The sequence below is a fragment of the Wenyingzhuangia sp. IMCC45533 genome, assembly GCF_054111225.1.
This window is the reverse complement of the sequence record NZ_CM134197.1, coordinates 638,278-658,441: the sequence shown is the minus strand read 5'-3', so window position 1 is coordinate 658,441 and position 20,164 is coordinate 638,278. Positions and strand designations below refer to the sequence as shown.

The 20,164-nt window shown below is 34.0% G+C and carries 13 protein-coding genes; 9 read left to right on the top strand and 4 right to left on the bottom strand.

The window, feature by feature from the left end; genetic code table 11:
* The 8 genes from ACXGQW_RS02875 (at position 1) to ACXGQW_RS02840 (ending at position 9,976) form a co-directional block, all read left to right on the top strand.
* Positions 1 to 1,767 (top strand): RagB/SusD family nutrient uptake outer membrane protein, encoded by a 1,767-nt coding sequence (locus ACXGQW_RS02875; protein WP_457823602.1) that lies wholly within the window; start codon positions 1 to 3, stop codon positions 1,765 to 1,767.
* Positions 1,768 to 1,769: 2 nt separating this feature from the next.
* Complete coding sequence (locus ACXGQW_RS02870; RefSeq protein WP_457823601.1) at positions 1,770 to 3,461, top strand: hypothetical protein; 1,692 nt, start codon at positions 1,770 to 1,772, stop codon at positions 3,459 to 3,461.
* Between the two features lie 145 nt (positions 3,462 to 3,606).
* Entirely contained in the window at positions 3,607 to 4,125 is a 519-nt protein-coding gene (gene lptC, locus ACXGQW_RS02865) for an LPS export ABC transporter periplasmic protein LptC (RefSeq protein WP_457823600.1), read from the top strand.
* 201 nt (positions 4,126 to 4,326) lie between these two features.
* Positions 4,327 to 5,586: a hemolysin family protein gene (locus tag ACXGQW_RS02860; RefSeq protein WP_457823599.1), complete on the top strand. Its 1,260-nt coding sequence runs from the start codon at positions 4,327 to 4,329 to the stop codon at positions 5,584 to 5,586.
* Positions 5,587 to 5,677: 91 nt separating this feature from the next.
* Complete coding sequence (locus tag ACXGQW_RS02855; protein WP_457823598.1) at positions 5,678 to 7,825, top strand: peptidylprolyl isomerase; 2,148 nt, start codon at positions 5,678 to 5,680, stop codon at positions 7,823 to 7,825.
* Between the two features lie 80 nt (positions 7,826 to 7,905).
* The gene (gene prfB / locus ACXGQW_RS02850; RefSeq protein ID WP_457823597.1) at positions 7,906 to 9,012 is read left to right on the top strand and encodes a peptide chain release factor 2; all 1,107 of its coding nucleotides are present in this window, start codon (positions 7,906 to 7,908) and stop codon (positions 9,010 to 9,012) included.
* Positions 9,013 to 9,015: 3 nt separating this feature from the next.
* Positions 9,016 to 9,357 (top strand): arsenate reductase (glutaredoxin), encoded by a 342-nt coding sequence (gene arsC, locus ACXGQW_RS02845; RefSeq protein WP_457823596.1) that lies wholly within the window; start codon positions 9,016 to 9,018, stop codon positions 9,355 to 9,357.
* Between the two features lie 46 nt (positions 9,358 to 9,403).
* Positions 9,404 to 9,976, top strand: a complete 573-nt coding sequence (locus ACXGQW_RS02840) for a pseudouridine synthase (RefSeq protein ID WP_457823595.1) — start codon at positions 9,404 to 9,406, stop codon at positions 9,974 to 9,976.
* Positions 9,977 to 10,028: 52 nt separating this feature from the next.
* Here ACXGQW_RS02840 and rlmD read toward each other — a convergent pair whose 3' ends face one another.
* A complete protein-coding gene (gene rlmD / locus ACXGQW_RS02835; protein ID WP_457823594.1) occupies positions 10,029 to 11,480 on the bottom strand; it encodes a 23S rRNA (uracil(1939)-C(5))-methyltransferase RlmD in 1,452 nt (483 codons plus the stop codon).
* A 161-nt stretch (positions 11,481 to 11,641) separates the two neighbouring features.
* On the opposite strand from rlmD, the gene ACXGQW_RS02830 reads away from it, so the two are divergent.
* Positions 11,642 to 16,507 (top strand): immunoglobulin-like domain-containing protein, encoded by a 4,866-nt coding sequence (locus ACXGQW_RS02830; RefSeq protein WP_457823593.1) that lies wholly within the window; start codon positions 11,642 to 11,644, stop codon positions 16,505 to 16,507.
* A 412-nt stretch (positions 16,508 to 16,919) separates the two neighbouring features.
* Here ACXGQW_RS02830 and ACXGQW_RS02825 read toward each other — a convergent pair whose 3' ends face one another.
* From ACXGQW_RS02825 to ACXGQW_RS02815, 3 genes are read right to left on the bottom strand one after another with little or no spacing between them, the layout of a single operon-like run.
* Positions 16,920 to 17,375: a TspO/MBR family protein gene (locus ACXGQW_RS02825; RefSeq protein WP_457823592.1), complete on the bottom strand. Its 456-nt coding sequence runs from the start codon at positions 17,373 to 17,375 to the stop codon at positions 16,920 to 16,922.
* Positions 17,376 to 17,380: 5 nt separating this feature from the next.
* The gene (locus ACXGQW_RS02820) at positions 17,381 to 18,772 is read right to left on the bottom strand and encodes a TolC family protein (protein WP_457823591.1); all 1,392 of its coding nucleotides are present in this window, start codon (positions 18,770 to 18,772) and stop codon (positions 17,381 to 17,383) included.
* Complete coding sequence (locus ACXGQW_RS02815) at positions 18,772 to 20,160, bottom strand: HlyD family secretion protein (RefSeq protein ID WP_457823590.1); 1,389 nt, start codon at positions 20,158 to 20,160, stop codon at positions 18,772 to 18,774. Before ACXGQW_RS02815 ends, ACXGQW_RS02820 begins: the two co-directional genes overlap by 1 nt.
* Positions 20,161 to 20,164 lie beyond the last annotated feature (4 nt).

The window sequence follows — 20,164 nt, the reverse complement described above, 5'->3', positions numbered from 1 at the left end:
ATGAAAAAAAGATATAACATAATAGTAAAAAGTTGCATTATACTATCATCTTGCTTTGTAACTATCAGTTGTACAGATGACTTTTTAGATCAGAGTAACCCAAATAGACCAGAGGTAAGATTTGAAGACTTAGATGATACTGATCAAGGATTAAATGCTTTATACAACAACTTATACAATCAAAACATATTAAGTATTTCCTTTGAGGCGCTAACTACAGATTTAGCAGCACCAACAAGATCTCGTATTCCTGGGGGAGAACCTGAATTAGAGTTGGTTAGGTTAAACAATTTAGAGCTGAACAATAGCCTTCTTCAAATTAACGGTAAATGGGCTGCATTGTATAGAGGTATTTTCTTAGCGAATCAAGTAATTTTTGGTCTAGAACAAATTGAGTCATCTATTGCCTCTCAAGAGGCAAGAAATGAATGGACAATACAAATGGCACAAGCGAGACTTTTTAGAGGGATGTACCACTTTTATGCGCACTCAACCTTCAATGAAGGGAAAGTAGTTATAAGAGATAGGTATATACCATCAGCAATAGAAGCTCCAAGTAAATTGTCTAGTTCTGAAGAAGTTATTGAATTCTACTTGGATGACTTGAATTATGCTTTAACAAACTTACCTAACGTTCAAGATTTTGAACCTGAAGATAAAGGAAGAGTAACCAAAGGTGTGGCTGCTATGCTGTTAGCAAATCATTACTTATACCAAGAAGAATACGATTTAGCAATACCTATTTACGAGAAGTTAACCCAGACAAGTGACTTTGGAGACTATACTCTTGCAGAACCAGAAATTATGTTTACCACTGCTGGTGAGTTTAATAGTGAATCTATTTTGGAAGTTAATTACACGGTAGATGTCAATTTTGAACAATCTGAATTTGACGATACAAGTCTACATAATAGTCTTGCTTTTGAAAGCTCGTTGGTAAGAGCTAGAGCTGAATATTTGCCAGCTTCTTGGCTTATTCAACTATACCAAGATGAAGAATCTGCAAATCAAATAGATGATGGTTTTGGCGGGTTAAGAGATAGAACGGTATCGAAGAGAGCTTCTGCTATGATTGCCTTAGTAAAGGACGAGGAGCCTACAGTATATTACGGAGAGCCTTCAGTTAACGTTGGTTATGGAAGTTTGTTAAGGCAAAGAACCATAAATGATGGTCAACTACCTGTTGCATATTTGGCGATGTTTAAAAAGTACACCAATCACGATATTAGAATTAGTGAACAGGATATTACTGATATGCGAAATAGAAAATCCGGTAAAAACGTAACCATTTTAAGGTTGGCTGAAGCTTACATTAATTTAGCAGAATGTTATATTGAACGAGATAGACTTGACGAAGCCCTTGAACAAATGAACGTGGTTAGAAGACGTTGGGATGTTGCGGAGTTAACTTCAGGCTCATTCTCTCCCTTTAATAAGGAAAATGTACGTCAGCATTTGAGGCACGTCGAAAAGCCCTTGGAACTATCAGTAGAAGGTCATGCTACAAGAACTATTGATTTGAGAAGATGGGGAGCGCAAGATAGGTATAATGATGTATCTCAACAATCTTTTTCTCTTCAAAACCATGGAACTTTGCTTCTTGACAGACCAGTCGTAAACCCAAATTCTATAGTAATCAAAGGAGATTCTGGAGCGAGTGCACACAGACAATTTGTAGAGGCTGCTCAAAACTATGGAAGTTATGGAGGTTACTTACCTTTGCCATCTGTTGAAATTTTAAATAATGAAAACCCTTTAAACTTATAGATATGAAAGCTTATGTATATAAATTTTTACTTACAGTTTTTACCAGTATACTTTTATTTTCTTGTGGTGAAGAATTGTTAGTAGAACCAAGAACGGATGTAACTAGTGGTTTTGTGTTCTTGCCTGATAATAGCATCAGCACATCTGAAGTTAATCAAATAAGGCAAAAAGATTTTGTTTCTTTGGGAGATTTATCTCTTGGAGATGTTTCCCGTACTTGGACACTAAGTTCTGGTAATTTTTTGAAGAGCAATTTTAGAGCTAGCGATACTTTAGGTTTAAAATCTTTTATAGATACAAATAAAGGAAAGTCTACAAGTGATAATATTGTACATGTACTGTTTGATCAAGGTGGTATGCAATCCGTTACCTACAGAGGTATTTTTCCAATAGCAACTGATGTTAGATTTTCTAATGACACTATTAGCACCGTAAAAAATTCAGATGGAAAATGGGAAGTGTCTAAAGTATATCAATTTGAAGTTTTTCCAGATCCAGTACCTTCTTTTATAGTTACACAAGAAGATGTTGAGATAACAGAAAACAAAATTGTTATAGAGGCAGGAGAATCTCTGGTTTTTACAGACTTAAATACAGAAACTTCTATCGGTTTGCCTAATACAAGAACATGGAGATTTAACGGTGGTAGTGTAGAGACTAGTAGAGCTCAGAGTGTAGAAGTTTTTTTTAATTCTTTAGGAACATTCAGAGCAGGTAGTATTACAACTACACGTTCTGCACCTCTTAGGACAGATGTTTTAAAGATTATAGATTTAGAAATTGAAGTAATACCTTCTACAAAACCATACGTAGTAGTGCCAGGAAGTTTGGTGGCTGATATGGAAAATAATAATATTGAATTTAAAGTCGGTGGTGAGATACAATCGTTAGCTACTGGAGAAATAAAGAATTTTACTGTTCGTGTAGTGAACCCGGATGCTGGTTTTAATGAAAAAATTAACATCAATGCTATAAAGATAGACTCTGATGATAAAACGAAAATTGTATTATCAGTAGATCCTTTATTTAATACTGATCAAGTAACAATTACTTATAATCCTACTACTGATCCTGCTGCCCCTGGAGGTATTAGATCTGTAGATGAAAGACTATTACAAAGTTTTGTTGATGAGGAAGTTTTGGTCCCTTTAGGTGAAAATATTTTACCCGAAGATTGGGCTACCTTTGGATCTGCATCGACTATTAACGAAACAAATAGATGGAAAGCTGCAGATGCATTTGGATATTGGGTAGGTAATGGCAACAATTCTCCAGATAATCCAGTATATCTCAGATCTACAGAAAGAGGTGCTAACCGAACTCCAAGTAGTATGTCTTACACTCACAGAGAAGGATTAAATTCTGTGAGGTTGCAAGGAACTAACTTCAATAGAAGTACCGGTGCAGAACCTTATGAAGCAGGAACTTACAGAGTTTCTTATGAAATTTTTAGAGAAAGTGCTAATATAGTAAAGATGACAAATACGAATGCTCTCAATATAGATTGGGACTTAAGTGCCGTACCTCTTGGAGAGTGGACAACAGTTACTCAAGATGTTGTGGTAGCATCAGCTATAGCAGTTAATAGAAGGCTAGATACTAATATTACTTTAGCTGATAATCCAGCTATGGTTAAGGGAGATAAAATTTATTTTGATGAGTTGAAATTCATCAAAATAAACCCGAGAGAATAATTATTGAGGTATTCATAAAAAAAAGGATTAACTAAACTAGTTAATCCTTTTTTTTTATGAATATCATATATAGTTCTATATTTGTGTATCAATGGATAGATTCAATTTTTTAATACTTAGAGTGTGTAATACATATGCTCTATTTTTGACCTTAATTGTTACATGTAGTTGTAAAAATTCGACGAAAGAGATTAATGATTTTCTAGCAGATCAAAACTTACCTGTGGGGATTGCAGAAAACATCAATCATATGTATAAAGATTCTGGAAGCGTAACGAGTAGGTTAATTTCTCCACTTTTTCTGGATTTCAGCAATAGAAAAGAACATCCATACTCCGAATTTCCTGACGGAGTAAAATTTGTGAACATTAATAGAAAAACTAGAGACTCTGTAACTATTACAGGAGATTATGCAATTAGCTATGCGAACACGGCATTTTCAGAAATAATTGGTAATGTTGTAATTGTCAATCACAGCCAATCTGTTACGTTAAATTCCGAACAAATGTACTGGGATCAAAAAGAAAATTATTTTTTTACGGAGACTCCGTTTGTTATTTATACAGAACAAGACACAATTAATGGAGTTGGGTTTGAGTCTGATAGTGGATTGAATAATTGGATATTAAATAATACAAACGGTAACTTTGTTGTCGATAATTAAGAGAAATAACATGTATAAGTTTTCAAAAATAATAGCTTGGGCGTACCTAGTTGTTGGAATAATCTTTATTGTAGAAGTTTTTTTGAATTGGAATGTTGATAGACAAAAGTCTATAGTTTCTGGTTTAATGGCTGCATTGGCAATTTTTATGTTTGTTTTTAAACTAAGATTTAAAGGCAGAGGAATCAAAAAATAACATCTATGGATATAGAAGTCTTTATCATTATCACCTCAGTTTTATTTTCTGCTTTTTTTTCGGGCTTAGAAATTGCTTTTGTTTCGTCAGATAAATTGCAAGTAGCTTTAGAAAAGAAAAAAGAAGGAATGACTTCTAAACTTTTGACGATACTTACAGAAAAATCATCAAAGTTTATCACTACAATGTTGGTGGGAAATAATATTGCCTTGGTTGTTTACAGTTACTATATGGGCGAATTGCTGTTATCTTTTTTACCAATTCCGTTCAACGACTCGTTAATTCTACAAACTATAATTTCTACGATTATTATATTAGTCTCTGCAGAATTTTTACCCAAAGCAATATTTAGAGTATATGCCAATGAGATGCTAAGGTTTTTTGCATTACCGGCCTATATATTTTTTGTGGTATTTTATCCTGTCTCAGGTTTTATAGAAAATATATCTAACAGCCTGCTAAAAATGTTTTTCGGTGCCAACCAAGATGAAAATGAAGCTGAATTTAGCAAAGAAGAACTAGGAGATTTTATAGATAAACAAATAGAAATAGGTAAGAAAGACGACGAGGAGATTGACTCCGAAATTCAAATTTTTCAAAACGCATTGAGTTTTAATTCGGTGAAGGCCAGAGAAATTATGGTGCCTAGAACAGATATTGAGGCTATGGAAATTCATGAGAGAGTTAGCAAACTAAAGCAGCGCTTTGTAGATACAGGGTTTTCTAAAATTTTAATATTTAAAACTTCTTTAGATGATATTGTAGGTTATGTGCATGCGTTTGATATGTTTAAACTACCTAAACAAATTAAGTCTGTTATTTTACCTGTAGAATTTATTCCAGAATCGATGTTTATTAACGACGTACTAAACGTGATGATGAAAAAAAGGAAAAGCATTGCCGTTGTAATTGATGAGTACGGAGGTACATCCGGTGTGATAACCGTAGAAGACATTGTAGAAGAATTATTTGGTGAAATTGAAGACGAACACGATAAAATAGCTTTAACGGAAGAAAAAATAGCAGAGGATGAATATCAATTTTCTGCAAGACTAGAAGTTGATTATTTGAATGAAACTTATGAGTTGAACATCCCTAAATCGGAGTCTTACGAAACCTTAGGGGGGTTTATCATAGAAAATATAGAAGATATTCCTCAAAAAGGAGAAGAGTTTGTAATCAATGACTTTTACATAAAAACTACGGAAGTTTCCAACACTCGTATTGATGAGGTTTATATCAAATCAAACTATAAAGAAGAGTAACCTTTTTTTCGTTTAAATCTTTTCTTTTTATTTCTTGAATTCAATTGAAATCGTATTTTAGCGGACAATCAAAAAAAATTAAAAATAGCAAATGGCAATATTATCAAAAATTAGAGATCGTTCAGGGTTTTTAATCATCGTTATTGGTTTAGCGATGTTCTCATTCGTAGTAAGTCCTAAGGATATCATTGATTTTTTTAGTAATAAAAACAGTGATGTAATAGGAGTAGTCAATGGCAAAGAAATTAGCTACAAAGAATATGCTACAAGAGTAGAAACTACGAAAGCTCAATCGGGTAGATCTAACTATGGAGCTATGACTATTGAAAATATGGTTTGGAATCAGTTAGTAAGTGAAAAAATTTACGAGTCTAAACTAGAAGAAGCTGGAGTTGTAGTTGGAGAAGGCGAAATTTGGGAAGCGATTATTGCTAACAATGAAGTGAAAAATTCTCCTCAATTTAAAGATGCTAATGCGAGTTTTAGTGAAGACAAATTAAAAGCTTACGTTGCAGATTTACAGAATGATAAAACTGAGCAAGGTAAAGCTCGTTTACAAGGGTGGCTTAATTACGAGAAAGCTGTAAAAAAGAATTTATTGACTCAAGCATACAATAACTTGATTAATGTAGGTCTTAATGTTTCAGAAAACGAGGCTGTTAACGATGAGGTTTTAAATAACTCCAAAGTGTCTGCGGATTATGTTTACTTGCCTTTTTCGTCAATAAAAGATACTGAGGTAAAGGTAACTAAGGATGAGGTAGCGAACTATATCAATGACAACGAGTCACAGTTTCAAACAGAAGCAACAAGAAATTTAAAAGTTGTAAAATTCAACTTTCAAGCATCTAAAGAAGATGAACAAGCAATTAAGCAATCTTTAGAATTGTTACTAGAAGACAAAGAAGAATATAATAAAATTACCAAGTCTACTGAATTGGTTAAAGGCTTTGAAAGTACTGATAATATTAAAGAATTTGTAGACGAAGTAGGAACAGACTTACCTTTGGTAGACAAATTTCAAAAAGAAAGCGAATTACCAACAGTAATTAAAGAAGATGTTAAAAACAGTGGAGTAGGTAGTATTGTAGGACCTTATAAATTCTCTAAATATTACAAAATATCACGATTATTAGATGTTAAAAAAATTCCAGACTCTGTTAAAGCTAGTCACATTTTAATTAGCTATGCAGGATCTAGAAGTGCACAACAAAACGTTACAAGAACCCAAGAAGAGGCTAAAAAATTAGCAGATAGTATTTTGCAAGTAGTGCAAAAGAGATCAAAAAAATTCGGTGAATTGGCCGAAAATTATTCTGCAGATCTAGGATCTGCTTCTAAAAAAGGTGATCTAGGATGGTTTTCATACAATAGCATGGTTCCTGCTTTTAGAGATTATTCTTTTGAGAACAGTAAAGGAGATATAGGGGTAGTTAAAACGAGTTTTGGCTATCATGTGATTAAAATAGAAGATCAGAAAGATTTTAACAACGCATACAAGTTGGCCACTATTTCTAGAAAAATAGAAGCTTCAGAAAAAACAGAAAATAAAACTTTTGAAAAGGCAGAAACTTTTGCGAGTGAGTTGAAAAAAGGAGGGGATTTAGAAGCTCTAGCTAAAGAGAAAGGATATTCAGTTAGCCCTGTAAATGGATTAAAGGTGCTAGACGTGTATGTAGGAGCTCTTGGAGAGAACAGAAGTGTAGTAAGATGGGCTTTTAATGATGAAACTGATTTAAATGATTCTAAAAGGTTTGATTTAGATGAAAAGGGATATGCAGTTGTAGCACTAGTGGCCAAACAAGAAAAAGGTTTGATGTCTGCTGAAAATGCTTTTAGTAAAGTAGAACCTATTTTATTAAAAGAAAAGAAAGCAAAAATTTTAAAGGATAAAATGCAAGCATCTAATTTAGAGGAGATTGCTAAGTCTAATAACACAGAAGTAAAGTCTTTTTCTGATGTTCGTTTATCTGCTGCTATGATTCCAGGTGTAGGAATAGAGCCAGGAGTGATAGGAACAGCTTATGCATCCAATAAAGGAGATGTGACTAAGGAAATTGTAGGAGATAAAGGAGTCTTTGCTATTGTAACTAAGAATGTTGAAAAACCTAACAAAGAGGAAACTAAAGTTCAATTGAAAGAATCAACCAATCAACTAAAATCAAATGTGTCTAGAAGTCTATTTAGCGCTTTAAAAGAGGATGTTGAGATCGAAGATTATAGAGCATCTAGATATTAAAATAGGTTTTAAATTTTTAAAAAAGAGGCTTTAAAGCCTCTTTTTTTGTAGCCATAATATACCTTTTATACCTTTGTTATATGATTACTCAAGAACAACTACATCAATTAGTAAATAGAGTTACTAATTTGAAAGCATATTTAGAGATTGATAAAAAGAAGATTGAAATTTCAAACAAAGAAGAGCAATCTTTATCTCCAGATTTTTGGAACAGACCCAAAGAGGCAGAAGCTCATATGAAAGTTTTAAGAGGGCTTAAAAAATGGGTAGATGATTATGATAAAGCAACCACCCTAGTAGATGACTTGTCCATTACACTTGAATTCTTTAGAGAAGGGGAAGCTACGGAAGAAGACGTTGATATTTTAAACAAAGAGACACTAGATCTGATTGAAAGTATCGAATTTAAAAACATGCTTTCAGAAGAGGGTGATGAAATGAGTGCTGTACTACAAATTACTGCTGGTGCCGGAGGTACGGAAAGTTGCGATTGGGCAGCAATGTTGTTAAGAATGTATTCTATGTGGTCTGGTAAACAAGGCTTTAAAATTAAAGAACTAAATCTTCAGGACGGAGACACTACGGGTATTAAAACGGTAACGATAGAAGTGGATGGAGAATACGCTTTTGGTTATTTAAAAGGTGAAAATGGCGTACATAGGTTGGTGCGTATTTCCCCATTTGATAGCAATGCTAAAAGACATACTTCTTTTGCATCGGTATATGTGTACCCTTTGGTTGATGATTCAATTGAAATCAAAATAGATCCATCAGAATACAGCTTTGAAACCATGAGAGCTAGTGGAGCTGGTGGACAAAACGTAAATAAAGTAGAGACAGCAGTTCGCTTACGTCATCACCCCTCTGGAATTATTATAGAAAATTCTGAAACTCGTTCTCAATTAGACAATAAGACCAAAGCGATGCAGCTACTAAAATCTCAGTTGTATGAGTTAGAATTACAGAAAAAAATGGCTGCACGGAATGAGATTGAAGCTAACAAAATGAAGATTGATTTTGGTTCGCAAATTAGAAACTATGTAATGCACCCTTATAAATTGGTTAAGGACGTGAGAACAGCTTACGAAACAGGAAATGTTGATGCCGTGATGAATGGAGACATTGACGGTTTTATAAAATCGTATTTAATGCAACAAGGTCAGCCAGAAACTAAAAACGAACTGTAGCAGATGATTGAAATATACCACAATCCGCGTTGCTCTAAAAGCAGACAAGGAGTAGCTTACTTGAAAGAAAGGGGAGTAGATTTTTTAGTTGTTAAATACTTAGACAATTCTTTAACGGAAGATGATTTGACTAGAATTGTTAAAATTTTAGATATATCACCAATGGATTTGATAAGGAAGAATGAAGCTGTTTGGAAGAGCGAATTTAGAGGTAAGAATCTTACAGATGGAGAACTGATAAAAGCGATGATAATCAATCCCAAATTAATTGAAAGACCTATTGTGATTAATAACGATAAAGGAGTTGTAGCCCGACCTGCAGATTTGATAGATAAGGTGCTATAAATGACTTACTTGTTAATACCAAATTTTTTCTATATTCTTTATACGAATGGAAAGACATTTCTTAATACATAAACCTTATGGTTATATATCGCAATTTGTAAGCGCTGAGAAAAATGCACACAAAAAAAAGTTTTTAGGAGATTTGTATTCTGTTCCCAAAGGGACTATGGCTATTGGACGTTTGGATGAACCCAGCGAGGGATTATTGATATTAACTACTAGTGGAAAGGAAAGTGAAAGAGTCCGTTCTAAATCAGTTGAAAAAGAATATTATGTTCAAGTAGATGGCTTATTAGACTCACAGGTTTTAGAGCGATTAAACGCCGGAGTTGAGATAAGTGTTGGGAAAGAAAACTACACTACCCTATCTTGTAAATCCGAGATAATAGCGGTGCCTGACAATTTACCCAAGAGAAGAAAAGGAGTTAGAGATGATAGACACGGACCCACATCATGGGCGAGTATTACAATTACAGAAGGAAAATTTAGGCAAGTAAGAAAAATGTTTGCATCTATGGGTTTTCCGGTGCTTAGATTGATCAGAGTTAGAATAGGAAAAATGTCTTTGTATGATATTCCCGATATGTCAATACTAGAAATAGACAAAATTAATCTATAAAGAAAGCCTCATATAAAATGAGGCTTTCCGAACTGGGAGGTTCTTTATACTTTTATCTTTCAAAAAGTACAATACTTTCTATGTGAGCAGTATGTGGAAATTGGTCCACCAAACTCATTTTAGATATTTTGTAACCAGCCAGCATCAAAGTTTCGGTATCTCTTGCTTGCGTTGCAGGATTACAGGAAACATAAACCATTCTACTAGCTCCGATTTGAATTACTTTTTTTAACGTTTTTGGAGCAATACCTGCTCTAGGCGGGTCTAAAACAATTGTTTCTATTTCGCCAATGTATTGTGGGTATTCTTGTAGAAATTTTCCTACATCAGCAGCATAAAAATCTACTCCTTGTACGTGGTTTCTTTTGGCATTTTTCTTGGCATCATTAATAGCATCTTGTACAATATCAACACCAATTATTTTGGTATCGGTAGTTTTAGAAGCCAAAATTTGTCCTATTGTTCCTGTTCCGCAAAACAAGTCCATCACAATTTTACCATTTATGGTTTCTTCCTTTTCTAATGCGTAATCAATTACTTTAGCGTACAGTTTTTCTGCAGATTTTGGGTTGGTTTGGAAAAAACTCTTCATAGAGATCTCAAAATCTAGCCCCAGTAAGTTTTCAATAATTCTATCCTGTCCAAAAATTAACCTCTCGTTTCCAGTAATTGCAAGTGTTCTATCTCCAATTTCATCATTGGTTGTGTGAATCAAACCAGCAATTCTATCTCCAAAAATATCTTTGAGTAACTTCACAAATCCATCCATATCAAAATGAGATAGTTGTGCTGAAGTTGTTACCAAATTACATAGAATTTGATTGGTTTTGTAGGTTTTACGTACGACAAAATATCTAAAAAAACCTTTTTTCTGAGGAGCGTGCCATGCCTCTAAACCAGAATCTATACAGTACTGTCTAATTAATTTCAAGTTATTTTCTACTTGTTCATCAAACAATCCAGAATCTTGATCCAAATTTTCTGTACACCACCAAGTTCCTCGTTTTTTAAAGCCCAAAGCAAATTCATCAACGTCAGTCTTTTGTTCAAAATCATATCTTATGGCAGAAAAACCATATTCCATTTTATTACGATAATGAAAAACCTCTGGAGAAGAAATAAACTCATCAAATAAATCTTCTATATGATCTACTTTACCAATGCGTTTAAACAATTCTAATGTGCTCTGTTTCTTGTACTGATGCTGTATATCTATAGGGAGTTTTATATATGGGGCTCCAGGAATTGTTTGATAAGGAACCTCAGTTTCTTGCTCAGAATAAGATAAAACTTCAAACAACTTAGCTTCAGCATATCTCTTACTCGTTTTTTTTATTTGCGCTTTTACCGTCTGTCCAGGTAATGTGTTGGGTACAAATACCACAAACTCCCCCTCATCATTTCTTATGCGTCCAATACCTTTTCCTCCAAAGGCATAATCTTCAATAGTAATTGAGATGATTTCACCTCTTTTTACAAATTTGTTTCGTTCTCTTTTTGGCATGGTGCAAATTTAACTTTTTACAGTCATATTTTAAGAATTAACAAAAATAATTGATAAAAAAACGATATTTTTGAAAAAAAAACAACATAGACTGTTTAGTTAGCATTTTTTAATTATAACTTTAGTGAAACTAACAACCCCTATTTAATTAATTATTAATTATGAAAAAACTAGTAATCAAGTATTTATTTCTCACGCTAATCTTAGTGAGTGGTCTAGCGAATGCACAATCTGTCAATTTTGATACAGATTTGGAAGGATGGAACACAAATTTCGGTTCTTTAGGAACTGTATCCTATGAAGGCAGTGAAGGAGTAGATGGTGCATTAGCATTAACCAGAACATCAGACAATGCCAATTTTGGTGTCAAAGGAACTGCAGCTTCAGATTTAGCTATTGATGCCACAGCTAACAAGTACATAAAAATAAGATTTAGAAACAACACCCCTGGTACTCAGCTAAGGATAGGAGGACTAAATGGTTCTTCCGAAACTATTGTGAACAACTCAGGTGGAGCCATTGCTTTTAATATTCCTACAAGTATGGGAGGCTATATTGTAAGATATTTGGATGTTTCTTCTTTTACAAGATGGTCTGGTACTCCAAGTAACTTTTACTTTCAAGTAAGATTAAACTTTGGACAGCCCGGAGAAGACAAGTTTTATTTAGATGAAGTAGAATTTGTAAGTGCTCCACCTGGAGATACCACAGCACCAGTTATCACTCTAAACGGAGGAGATGTTACTCAGAATTATTTGGTTGGTTCTTATACTGATGCAGGAGCAACAGCTAACGATAATTTAGACGGTGACATTTCCGCAGGAATTATTGTGGGAGGTGATACCGTAGACCCAAATACCCCTGGTGTCTATAAAATAACTTATGATGTAGTAGATTCAGAATCTAATGCCGCTACTCAAGTAACAAGAACTGTAGTTATCAATTTTACACCTCAAATTTTATATACTTTCGATACAGATCTTAGTTTTTGGTCCAATGGTACGGTGAGTGCTGGTTCGGGTGATGTTACCTATGATGCAACAGAAGGAATTAGCAATGATGGAGCTTTGGTTCTTGATAGAGCAAGTGTAAATTCAAATTTTGGATTGGAAGTTGCAGGTATAGATGCAGATACTTATAAATTTATAAGGATTAGACATAAGAACGGAACCGATGCAACTCAATTAAGAGTTCAAGGTTTTCAAGATATTGATAAAAACAATCCAATTAGTCAGGTTAGCCAGACCATAGAAGCAAATAGAACTGAATACACAGATACTTATTTTGATATGTCTTCTTCCACCAATTGGAGTGGCACCGTACAAGATTTGGACGTTTTAGTTAGAAACAATGGGGCAAACATTTCTACGGAAGGCAACTTTTTTGTAGATGAGGTTGAGTTCTTAACTTCTATACCTCCAAGTACATTTTCAGAGTTCATTATCAATCCTGATTTTGAAGATGCAGCAGGTGATCCTCATGTGGGGTCTAGGTCTTTTGCAGTAAGGGATATCACTACTTCTGAAGCGCAATCAGGTGATAAAAGTTTGAGAATAACTTATACTTCGGATGCAATTGACACACCAGATGATCCTGGTACCTCTGGCGTTAATGAAGCCGAGTCTGGAATTTTTTGGTCTTTCTCTACTTATCAAGAAACCTATGCAAGTGCGTTTCCTGTAAATACGGTTGTACAAGTAAAAATGTGGGTTAAAACAAATAGAACAGACCCAATTGTTGTAAGTTCTAGAGTTAGAACCGTTAACGGAGGATCTAACGTAAGTCCTTTTCCAATTACAAATGTGACTACAACAAACACAGCTATGGAGTGGGAAGAACTAACTTTTGATATGACCGTTACCAATGGTGCTTTTGATGCTCTAACATTTTGGTTTGCTATTAATTATGACAGTGCCGTACCATCGAATGTAACGAACTTAAATTCTGGAGATGTTGTATTTGTAGATAACTTTTCAGCAACGATTACGCCTCCCGATACGGAAAGTCCAGTGATTGTTTCAAGCAACACAGCAACTGCAATTGATGAAGAAACCGGATCGGGTCAATTAGTTTATACTGCTACAGCTACAGATAATATTGCGGTAACAAATTATAGTATTGGTGGGACTGATGCTTCCTCTTTTTCTATAAATCCGTCAAACGGACAAGTAATATTAATAGAAAATCCAGATTACGACGTAAAGTCAACCTATACTTTTGATGTTACGGCATCGGATGCTTCTGGAAATACAGATGTTGAAACAGTGACCCTGACCATAAATAATATTATTGAAGAAAGAGAAGTTATTACTTTCGATTCTGATCTTGAGGGGTGGACAAGTTTTGGAAACTCGCCCAACATATTTGCAACAGAAATCAATTTTGATGCAGGTTCAGGACCTAATACAGGTTTGGCTATCGTAAGTCCAAAGGAAGATGATGATACACCTAATCCTGGAAATACTTTAACCGAGAATACAATTATGTATCCACCAACAAATTTAAATCTTGGGGGAGCTGGTTTTAATGCAGATGCATTTAAGTTTGTTAAGGTTGTATTAAAAAACGAGACGGCTGGTACTACTTTAAGAATTAGATGTAGACCTTCTGGAGCTAGTTCATGGGCTAATTTAGATTATATAATTACTGCTAACGATACTGATTTTAAAACCTATAATTTTGAATTAGATGAAACGAGATGGAATGGAGTTAATTCTGATTACGCGATACTAGTTACAGATACTTCTGGAAGCTGGACTACGGATACAAAAGTTTCGTTTGATTCAATAGAGTTTTATAACACCTCTATTGATGGTTTTGTACAAAATCCAAGTTTTGATGATTTGATTGGTTCTAGTACTGTTTGGTCGCCAGAAAGTAAGCCTTACGCTAACGTACAAGTAAGTGACACGGAAGTTAACGAAGGAATACAAAGTTTAGCACATACTTACACAGCGACACCAACTGATACGCATTTTGTAGAAAATACCTACATTCATAATTTTCAAGAGACTTTAAATAAAACTTTGAGAGTTTCCATGTGGGTTAAAGTGGTAAGATCTGGTTTAAGTTCACCTTTAGTAACTATACAAGGTCAATTCAGAACTGGAACTACTTTGGTGGATGGTGATTTAACTTCTAAGAGTGAGAATATTACAACTACGCAAACAGACGGTTCTTGGGAAAAAATTACTTTTAACGTAACTCCAGATGCTTCTTATTCAACAGGACAGTTCAGGTATGGTATTCAAATGACTAATTTACAGGCGGGAGATATTGTATATGTTGATAGAATACAATCTGCAATCGTAGATTGTACTTACGACATTGTTTATGATGGATCTTGGTCAGGGGGAACTGGTGCCGGAAATGCAGCAGGTGTTAATGACGATACCAAAGGAGTGGTAATAGAAAACAGTGTTACTCTTTCGGAAGACTTTGAATGTGCCTGTTTAAAAATTAATACAGGAGCTGTGTTAACTGTACCTACTGATCATTTTATCAAAACAGATCAGTTGGTATTAGACGGAGATTTATATTTAAGAGGAACATCAGAATTAGTTCAGACGACTACTGACACAAACTTGGGTAGCGGATCGTTGTACAAGATTGTTGGAGAAACTCGAACATCTATTTACAGATATAACTTTATGACTTCTCCAGTAAATACAAGTGGAACCTACAGTATTTCTAATAATGTTAAGTTTAGCATCGGACCGAATTTAACAGATACTAGAAATATTAGCTATATTAACTTTGTAGACGGTTCAGAAAGCACGTTGAGTAGAAAGTGGTTAAACTATTTAAATAATTTTTCAGATTTTCGTCCGTTGTCGCCAACTAGAAATTTAATATCTGGTTTAGGATATACAATTAAAGGAACTGGAGTCGTTAGCGAATATAGTTTTATAGGAACTCCTAACAATGGAGAGATTAACGTTCCCATTGGTATAGATGAAATTTTACTAACAGGTAATCCATACCCATCTACTATTAATATTGACACATTTAACAGTACGATGTTGGCATCCAATATAACTGACGGGACAGTTTATCTTTGGGAACAACCTGTAGGAGATGAACATGCAGCAGGAGAAAGAGACGATATTGGTGGCTATGCTACGATTGTGAATGGTATTAAAGTAGCCGCTATCAACCAAAGTAACGATCCTGTTTCTGGAACGACAACACCTACCGAATTTATAAAACCAGGTCAAGGTTTTGTCGTAGTAGGAGGTAGTAGTGGGGGTAACGTACAGTTCACGAATGCTTTGAGAGACGGAATAGTTTATGACGGAAGTAGACACTTCTTTAAGACCAAAGAATTAAAATCTCTAAGGGCTATTGTTCGTGTAGGGTTTGAGTACACTAAAGAAAGTGGTGTTATTTCTCATAGACAACTAGTTACAGCTCTAGAAGGAGGAGTTATGGAAAGAGAAGCAGGTAAAGATGCTTATATGTTTGACTATAATAACGACGATGCTTATTGGAGACTACCTGGAGAAACTGAATATAACAGGTTTATTATTACAAGTGTTCCGTTTGAAAGCGAAGATTTAGAATTACCTATAGGTGTTTCTATCGATACGGAAAAGGAAATCACCTTTAAGTTAGACGGTACAGAAAATTTACAAGGACGTGCTTACCTGTATGATGATACAGCAAAAACACTAACAGACTTGCACGAAGATATTTATAAGGTAAATTTGGAAAGTGGAGAATATAATGATAGATTCAGTTTGGTGTTCAAAACGGAGGAAACTCTAAGTAATGCCACTGTTGTAGATGAAACAACGAGTACTAAAACAGTAATTAAAACAGAAGAGGGAATTATTTCTGTTGTTTTAGAGGATGACAATATTGATACAATAAATTTATATAGCCTAACTGGAGAAATTTTATTAGATGCTACAATGGAAACAAGTTCTAGTAGTACCATAGTTAATGCTACAAGCTTAACCAGCGGAGTTTATATTATTAAAATTAAAACTAAGAAAGCAACTATAACAAAGAAAATAGTTCTGTAAATAAATTTATTTTAATCGTTCCATGAGCGAACAAATAAAGGTCAGCGTAAATGCTGACCTTTATTTTTTATGATGAGTGCTCTAGTCTTAATCGATACTTGCAATAGTTTGTTGGAGCATCAATTGTACTCTAACGCATGTGACTTTGCATTTTATAATTAAAATTCATTACATCGTATAAGTCAAGTCAGAAATAAAGTTATCTATTTTTAAGATGGTTATCTTGAATGATTTTTAATGTAAAAGTTCTAGCAGTATTTCAGCGGAACAGACGTACATCTTCTGTTTTAACTTTCTTCATCAACAACTAAAAGTAATATAGTGTAGACTTACAAAAGGTGAATTTGTATTGTAAATGCGGTATGTTATCAGTAAAAGTTAACTCGATACGAATCAAAGTAAGGTGGTCTGCTTAGTTGTTTAATACAATATATAAGTTTAAAGAGCAAGCAATCATCAACCAAATAAAATAAGGGAGAATCAATAGCGATTTGGCCTTAAGTATTTGTACGTAACGAAATAGAAAAGTAGTAATGACAACTAGTAATGAAAGAATAATAACAAGCCCTAAATGGGTGTTTTGGAAATAAAAAAATACGGGATTCCAACTTACATTTAAAATCCACTGTAAAACGAACAGTCCAATAATTTCTTTGGATTTTTGATATTTAAGCAAGTAGCTCACATATACAGCAAACAAAACCATAATTGTACTCCATGCGATACCAAACATATAACCAGGGGGAGTCCACGGAGCTTTGTTAAGCATCGTATACCATTCAGATGAAACTCCGGATTTTGTAAAGATACTACCTACACCTAAAGCAGTAAAGTTGATGATGATAAATAGAACGATTTTTTTTATCATATTATTTAGTCGTTGGGTATAATTCTATTGGTAAGTAAAAGGTAATCTAAGTAATTGGTAATTAATTTGTTTTGCGTACTTAACAATTTCAATTTCGACTCAATCAATTTTTCCTGTCTTTTGTTAATTAAAAATAGAGAGCTTTCTCCATATTCAAATCTCGTGGTTTCAGCATTTAAAAGTTTTTCGTAACCGTTAATATTTTGCTCTAGAAGGATTATTTGATCAATTAATGCGACTTGATTTTGCTTATTCGCAGCTATTTTATTTAGAATTTCAGTTCTTTTATAAGCGATGTCGTAGTTAAGTTCTTCTACTTTATACCTACTTTCTCTATATTTTCCTCTCGCTGTTCTAAAAAATATAGGTAAGGTTAAACTCGCTCCCCACTTGTAATCATCCACATCGTATATAGGGTCAAATACTTCACCTCTTTTAGTACTAAATAACTGATTGTATTTTAACTTTAACTTAGGCTTAAGCTTTTCTCTATTCAATCGTTGCTTTAGGATTAGAACATCTCTTTTACCTATTTTTTCTGCAATAATTGGAATACTATCCAAGTTGTCCTCTAACACAATTTCATCGGATTTGTGAGGTATAATATCGTTTTCAGGTACAATATTATCTTTCAATCCTACAGGATTATTGTCTAACCATAAATTGTTTTCCACCTTTATTTTTTTTTCGACAAGTAGTTGTCTGTATTTTAAAAGTTGGATGTTACTGTTTTGCAAATACACACCCGCTTCTAAAGTATCAATCGCAGTTTTTTCTCCATTAGAGAAAGATGTTTTTGTGTTCTTTAAATACAACTCGCTTAAGCCAACGTTCAATAGCATGGTTTGATAAATTGATGCATATTGTTGCCATTCTGCATAAGCTTTAGAAGCGTTGTATACCAATTCGTTTAACAGCTGCTGTTGCTGTTGCTGTGCTATATTTTGATAAACTCTCGATTGTTTCAAGGCTATTCTTCGCGTGTTCACCAAAAGGCCTTGAATTACATCAACTTCTAAACCAGCACTCCACAATCCAGCTCCAGAAATATTATTTTCAGGATTTAGAAACACACCACTATTATTTTCAAAACCACCAGTAACATTTACCCCAATAGGAGTGGGGATACTCACTTTATTTTTAAATATGTTGTAGTACTCAAGTCCTTTAAATTGCTTTTGATCTATACTAGAAGCCAATGTGGGATCGAATTCACCTTTGGCACTTAACAGTCTTGCTTTGGCAACCTTTTCTTTTAGTTGTGCACTTTTAGAAAGAGGATGTTCATTAATAATATTATTGATGTATTCCTTGTATGAAAGCACGTTGACAAGCGTATCTTGAGCTACAGCTTTGTAAGAAAATAACACTATAAATATCCAAATAATTTTGTCCATTACTTTACCGATTTTATAGGTGCTTTTTTCTTTATTTCTTTAGATTCTCCGTCTTGCTTCTCTTCATCAGATCTATAAAAGTCTGGAGGGAATCCGTTTAAGTTACGCCATAATTCGTACCACACGGGAACATCTTTTAGTAAGATAAATGTATAAGTACCAGTTCCCACTCTCAAATTTTCGGGCCATGGTTTGGTATTTAAATCTGGTGCTATTAAAACTCTGTATTTGCCATTTTCACTGATATGCTGGTCAATCGCAAAAATTCTTCCAGAGAATATACCTGTAGATTTTTCGGGCCAACCGCTAATAACCAATGCAGGCCATCCATCAAAACGCAATCGGGAATGATCGTTCAATTTTAAGAGTGGTAAATCTTGAGGTTTAACATACACCTCAACAGCTAAATCGTAGCTAGAAGGCATGATGGTTAAAATGTCAGTTCCTTCCTTAATCAACTGTCCTGTACCTTTTTTAATGGTTTTTGTGATGTACCCGTTGGTAGGAGAGGTAATATAGTAGAGATTTTGCCTTTGCTCGTAATTACTCAACTGATTTCTAAGTTTAGAAGTGTTTGAAGTAGCCTCTAACTTAGCGGATAAAGCACTTTGAATATCGGAATTGGTTTTGGCTATCTTTTGATTATAGTCCTGTTCTGTTGATGATAACTCTAGTTTAAAGTTAATCAACATATTTTTTTGATTCTCTAACTTGTTTTGTTGAGATAAATAATTGGCATAAACTTCTTGTTGTTTAAGTTCTTTTTCTTGTAAGTCAGATAAAGATTTTAGCCCCTGATTATACAGCTCTTTAGTTCGATTGTATTGATTAACAGCAATATCGTACTTTATTTTGTACGCATTCAAATCAATGCTGTCAATGCTGATTTTGTTTTTGGTCTGAATAATTTTATTTCTAACCTGTTCTAATTTTAGCAACCTACTTTCTCTAATAGATGCGAGTTGTGCTCTTAAAGCAATTACTTTATCATCATAAGAGGTAATGCTTTCTGACTTAGCATTTACTTGTTCTTGTGTTCTCTGAACTAAATTAGGATCAAAATAGTCATTTTTTACTTCCGTAATATATATTAATGTATCCCCTTTTTTTACGTAATTACCTTCTCTCACATACCATTTTTCCAATCTACCAGAAATGATAGATTGTATAGGCTGAGGTCTTTGCTCTGGTAAAAGGGTAGTAACATAACCCTTTCCTTTAATATTTTGAGTCCATGGCACAAATACAACAATAATAAGTAGTATTAAAAGTACAATACCGTAGTACATCCTTTGTTTGCTGTGATCTTTACTTTTTAAAAACCTAAAAGATTTAAAGCTGTTAGTTCTAACTAATTTGCCTATGCTGTTTTCTGATATGTTTAACATGAGC

Bases quoted from the DNA above. Each gene is read 5' to 3' on its own strand.
- arsC (WP_457823596.1), top strand. From the start codon at position 9,016: ATGATTGAAATATACCACAATCCGCGTTGCTCTAAAAGCAGACAAGGA.
- ACXGQW_RS02815 (WP_457823590.1), bottom strand. From the start codon at position 20,160: ATGTTAAACATATCAGAAAACAGCATAGGCAAATTAGTTAGAACTAAC.
- rlmD (WP_457823594.1), bottom strand. From the start codon at position 11,480: ATGCCAAAAAGAGAACGAAACAAATTTGTAAAAAGAGGTGAAATCATC.
- ACXGQW_RS02855 (WP_457823598.1), top strand. From the start codon at position 5,678: ATGGCAATATTATCAAAAATTAGAGATCGTTCAGGGTTTTTAATCATC.
- ACXGQW_RS02875 (WP_457823602.1), top strand. From the start codon at position 1: ATGAAAAAAAGATATAACATAATAGTAAAAAGTTGCATTATACTATCA.
- ACXGQW_RS02870 (WP_457823601.1), top strand. From the start codon at position 1,770: ATGAAAGCTTATGTATATAAATTTTTACTTACAGTTTTTACCAGTATA.
- prfB (WP_457823597.1), top strand. From the start codon at position 7,906: ATGATTACTCAAGAACAACTACATCAATTAGTAAATAGAGTTACTAAT.
- ACXGQW_RS02825 (WP_457823592.1), bottom strand. From the start codon at position 17,375: ATGATAAAAAAAATCGTTCTATTTATCATCATCAACTTTACTGCTTTA.
- ACXGQW_RS02820 (WP_457823591.1), bottom strand. From the start codon at position 18,772: ATGGACAAAATTATTTGGATATTTATAGTGTTATTTTCTTACAAAGCT.
- ACXGQW_RS02830 (WP_457823593.1), top strand. From the start codon at position 11,642: ATGAAAAAACTAGTAATCAAGTATTTATTTCTCACGCTAATCTTAGTG.
- ACXGQW_RS02840 (WP_457823595.1), top strand. From the start codon at position 9,404: ATGGAAAGACATTTCTTAATACATAAACCTTATGGTTATATATCGCAA.
- ACXGQW_RS02860 (WP_457823599.1), top strand. From the start codon at position 4,327: ATGGATATAGAAGTCTTTATCATTATCACCTCAGTTTTATTTTCTGCT.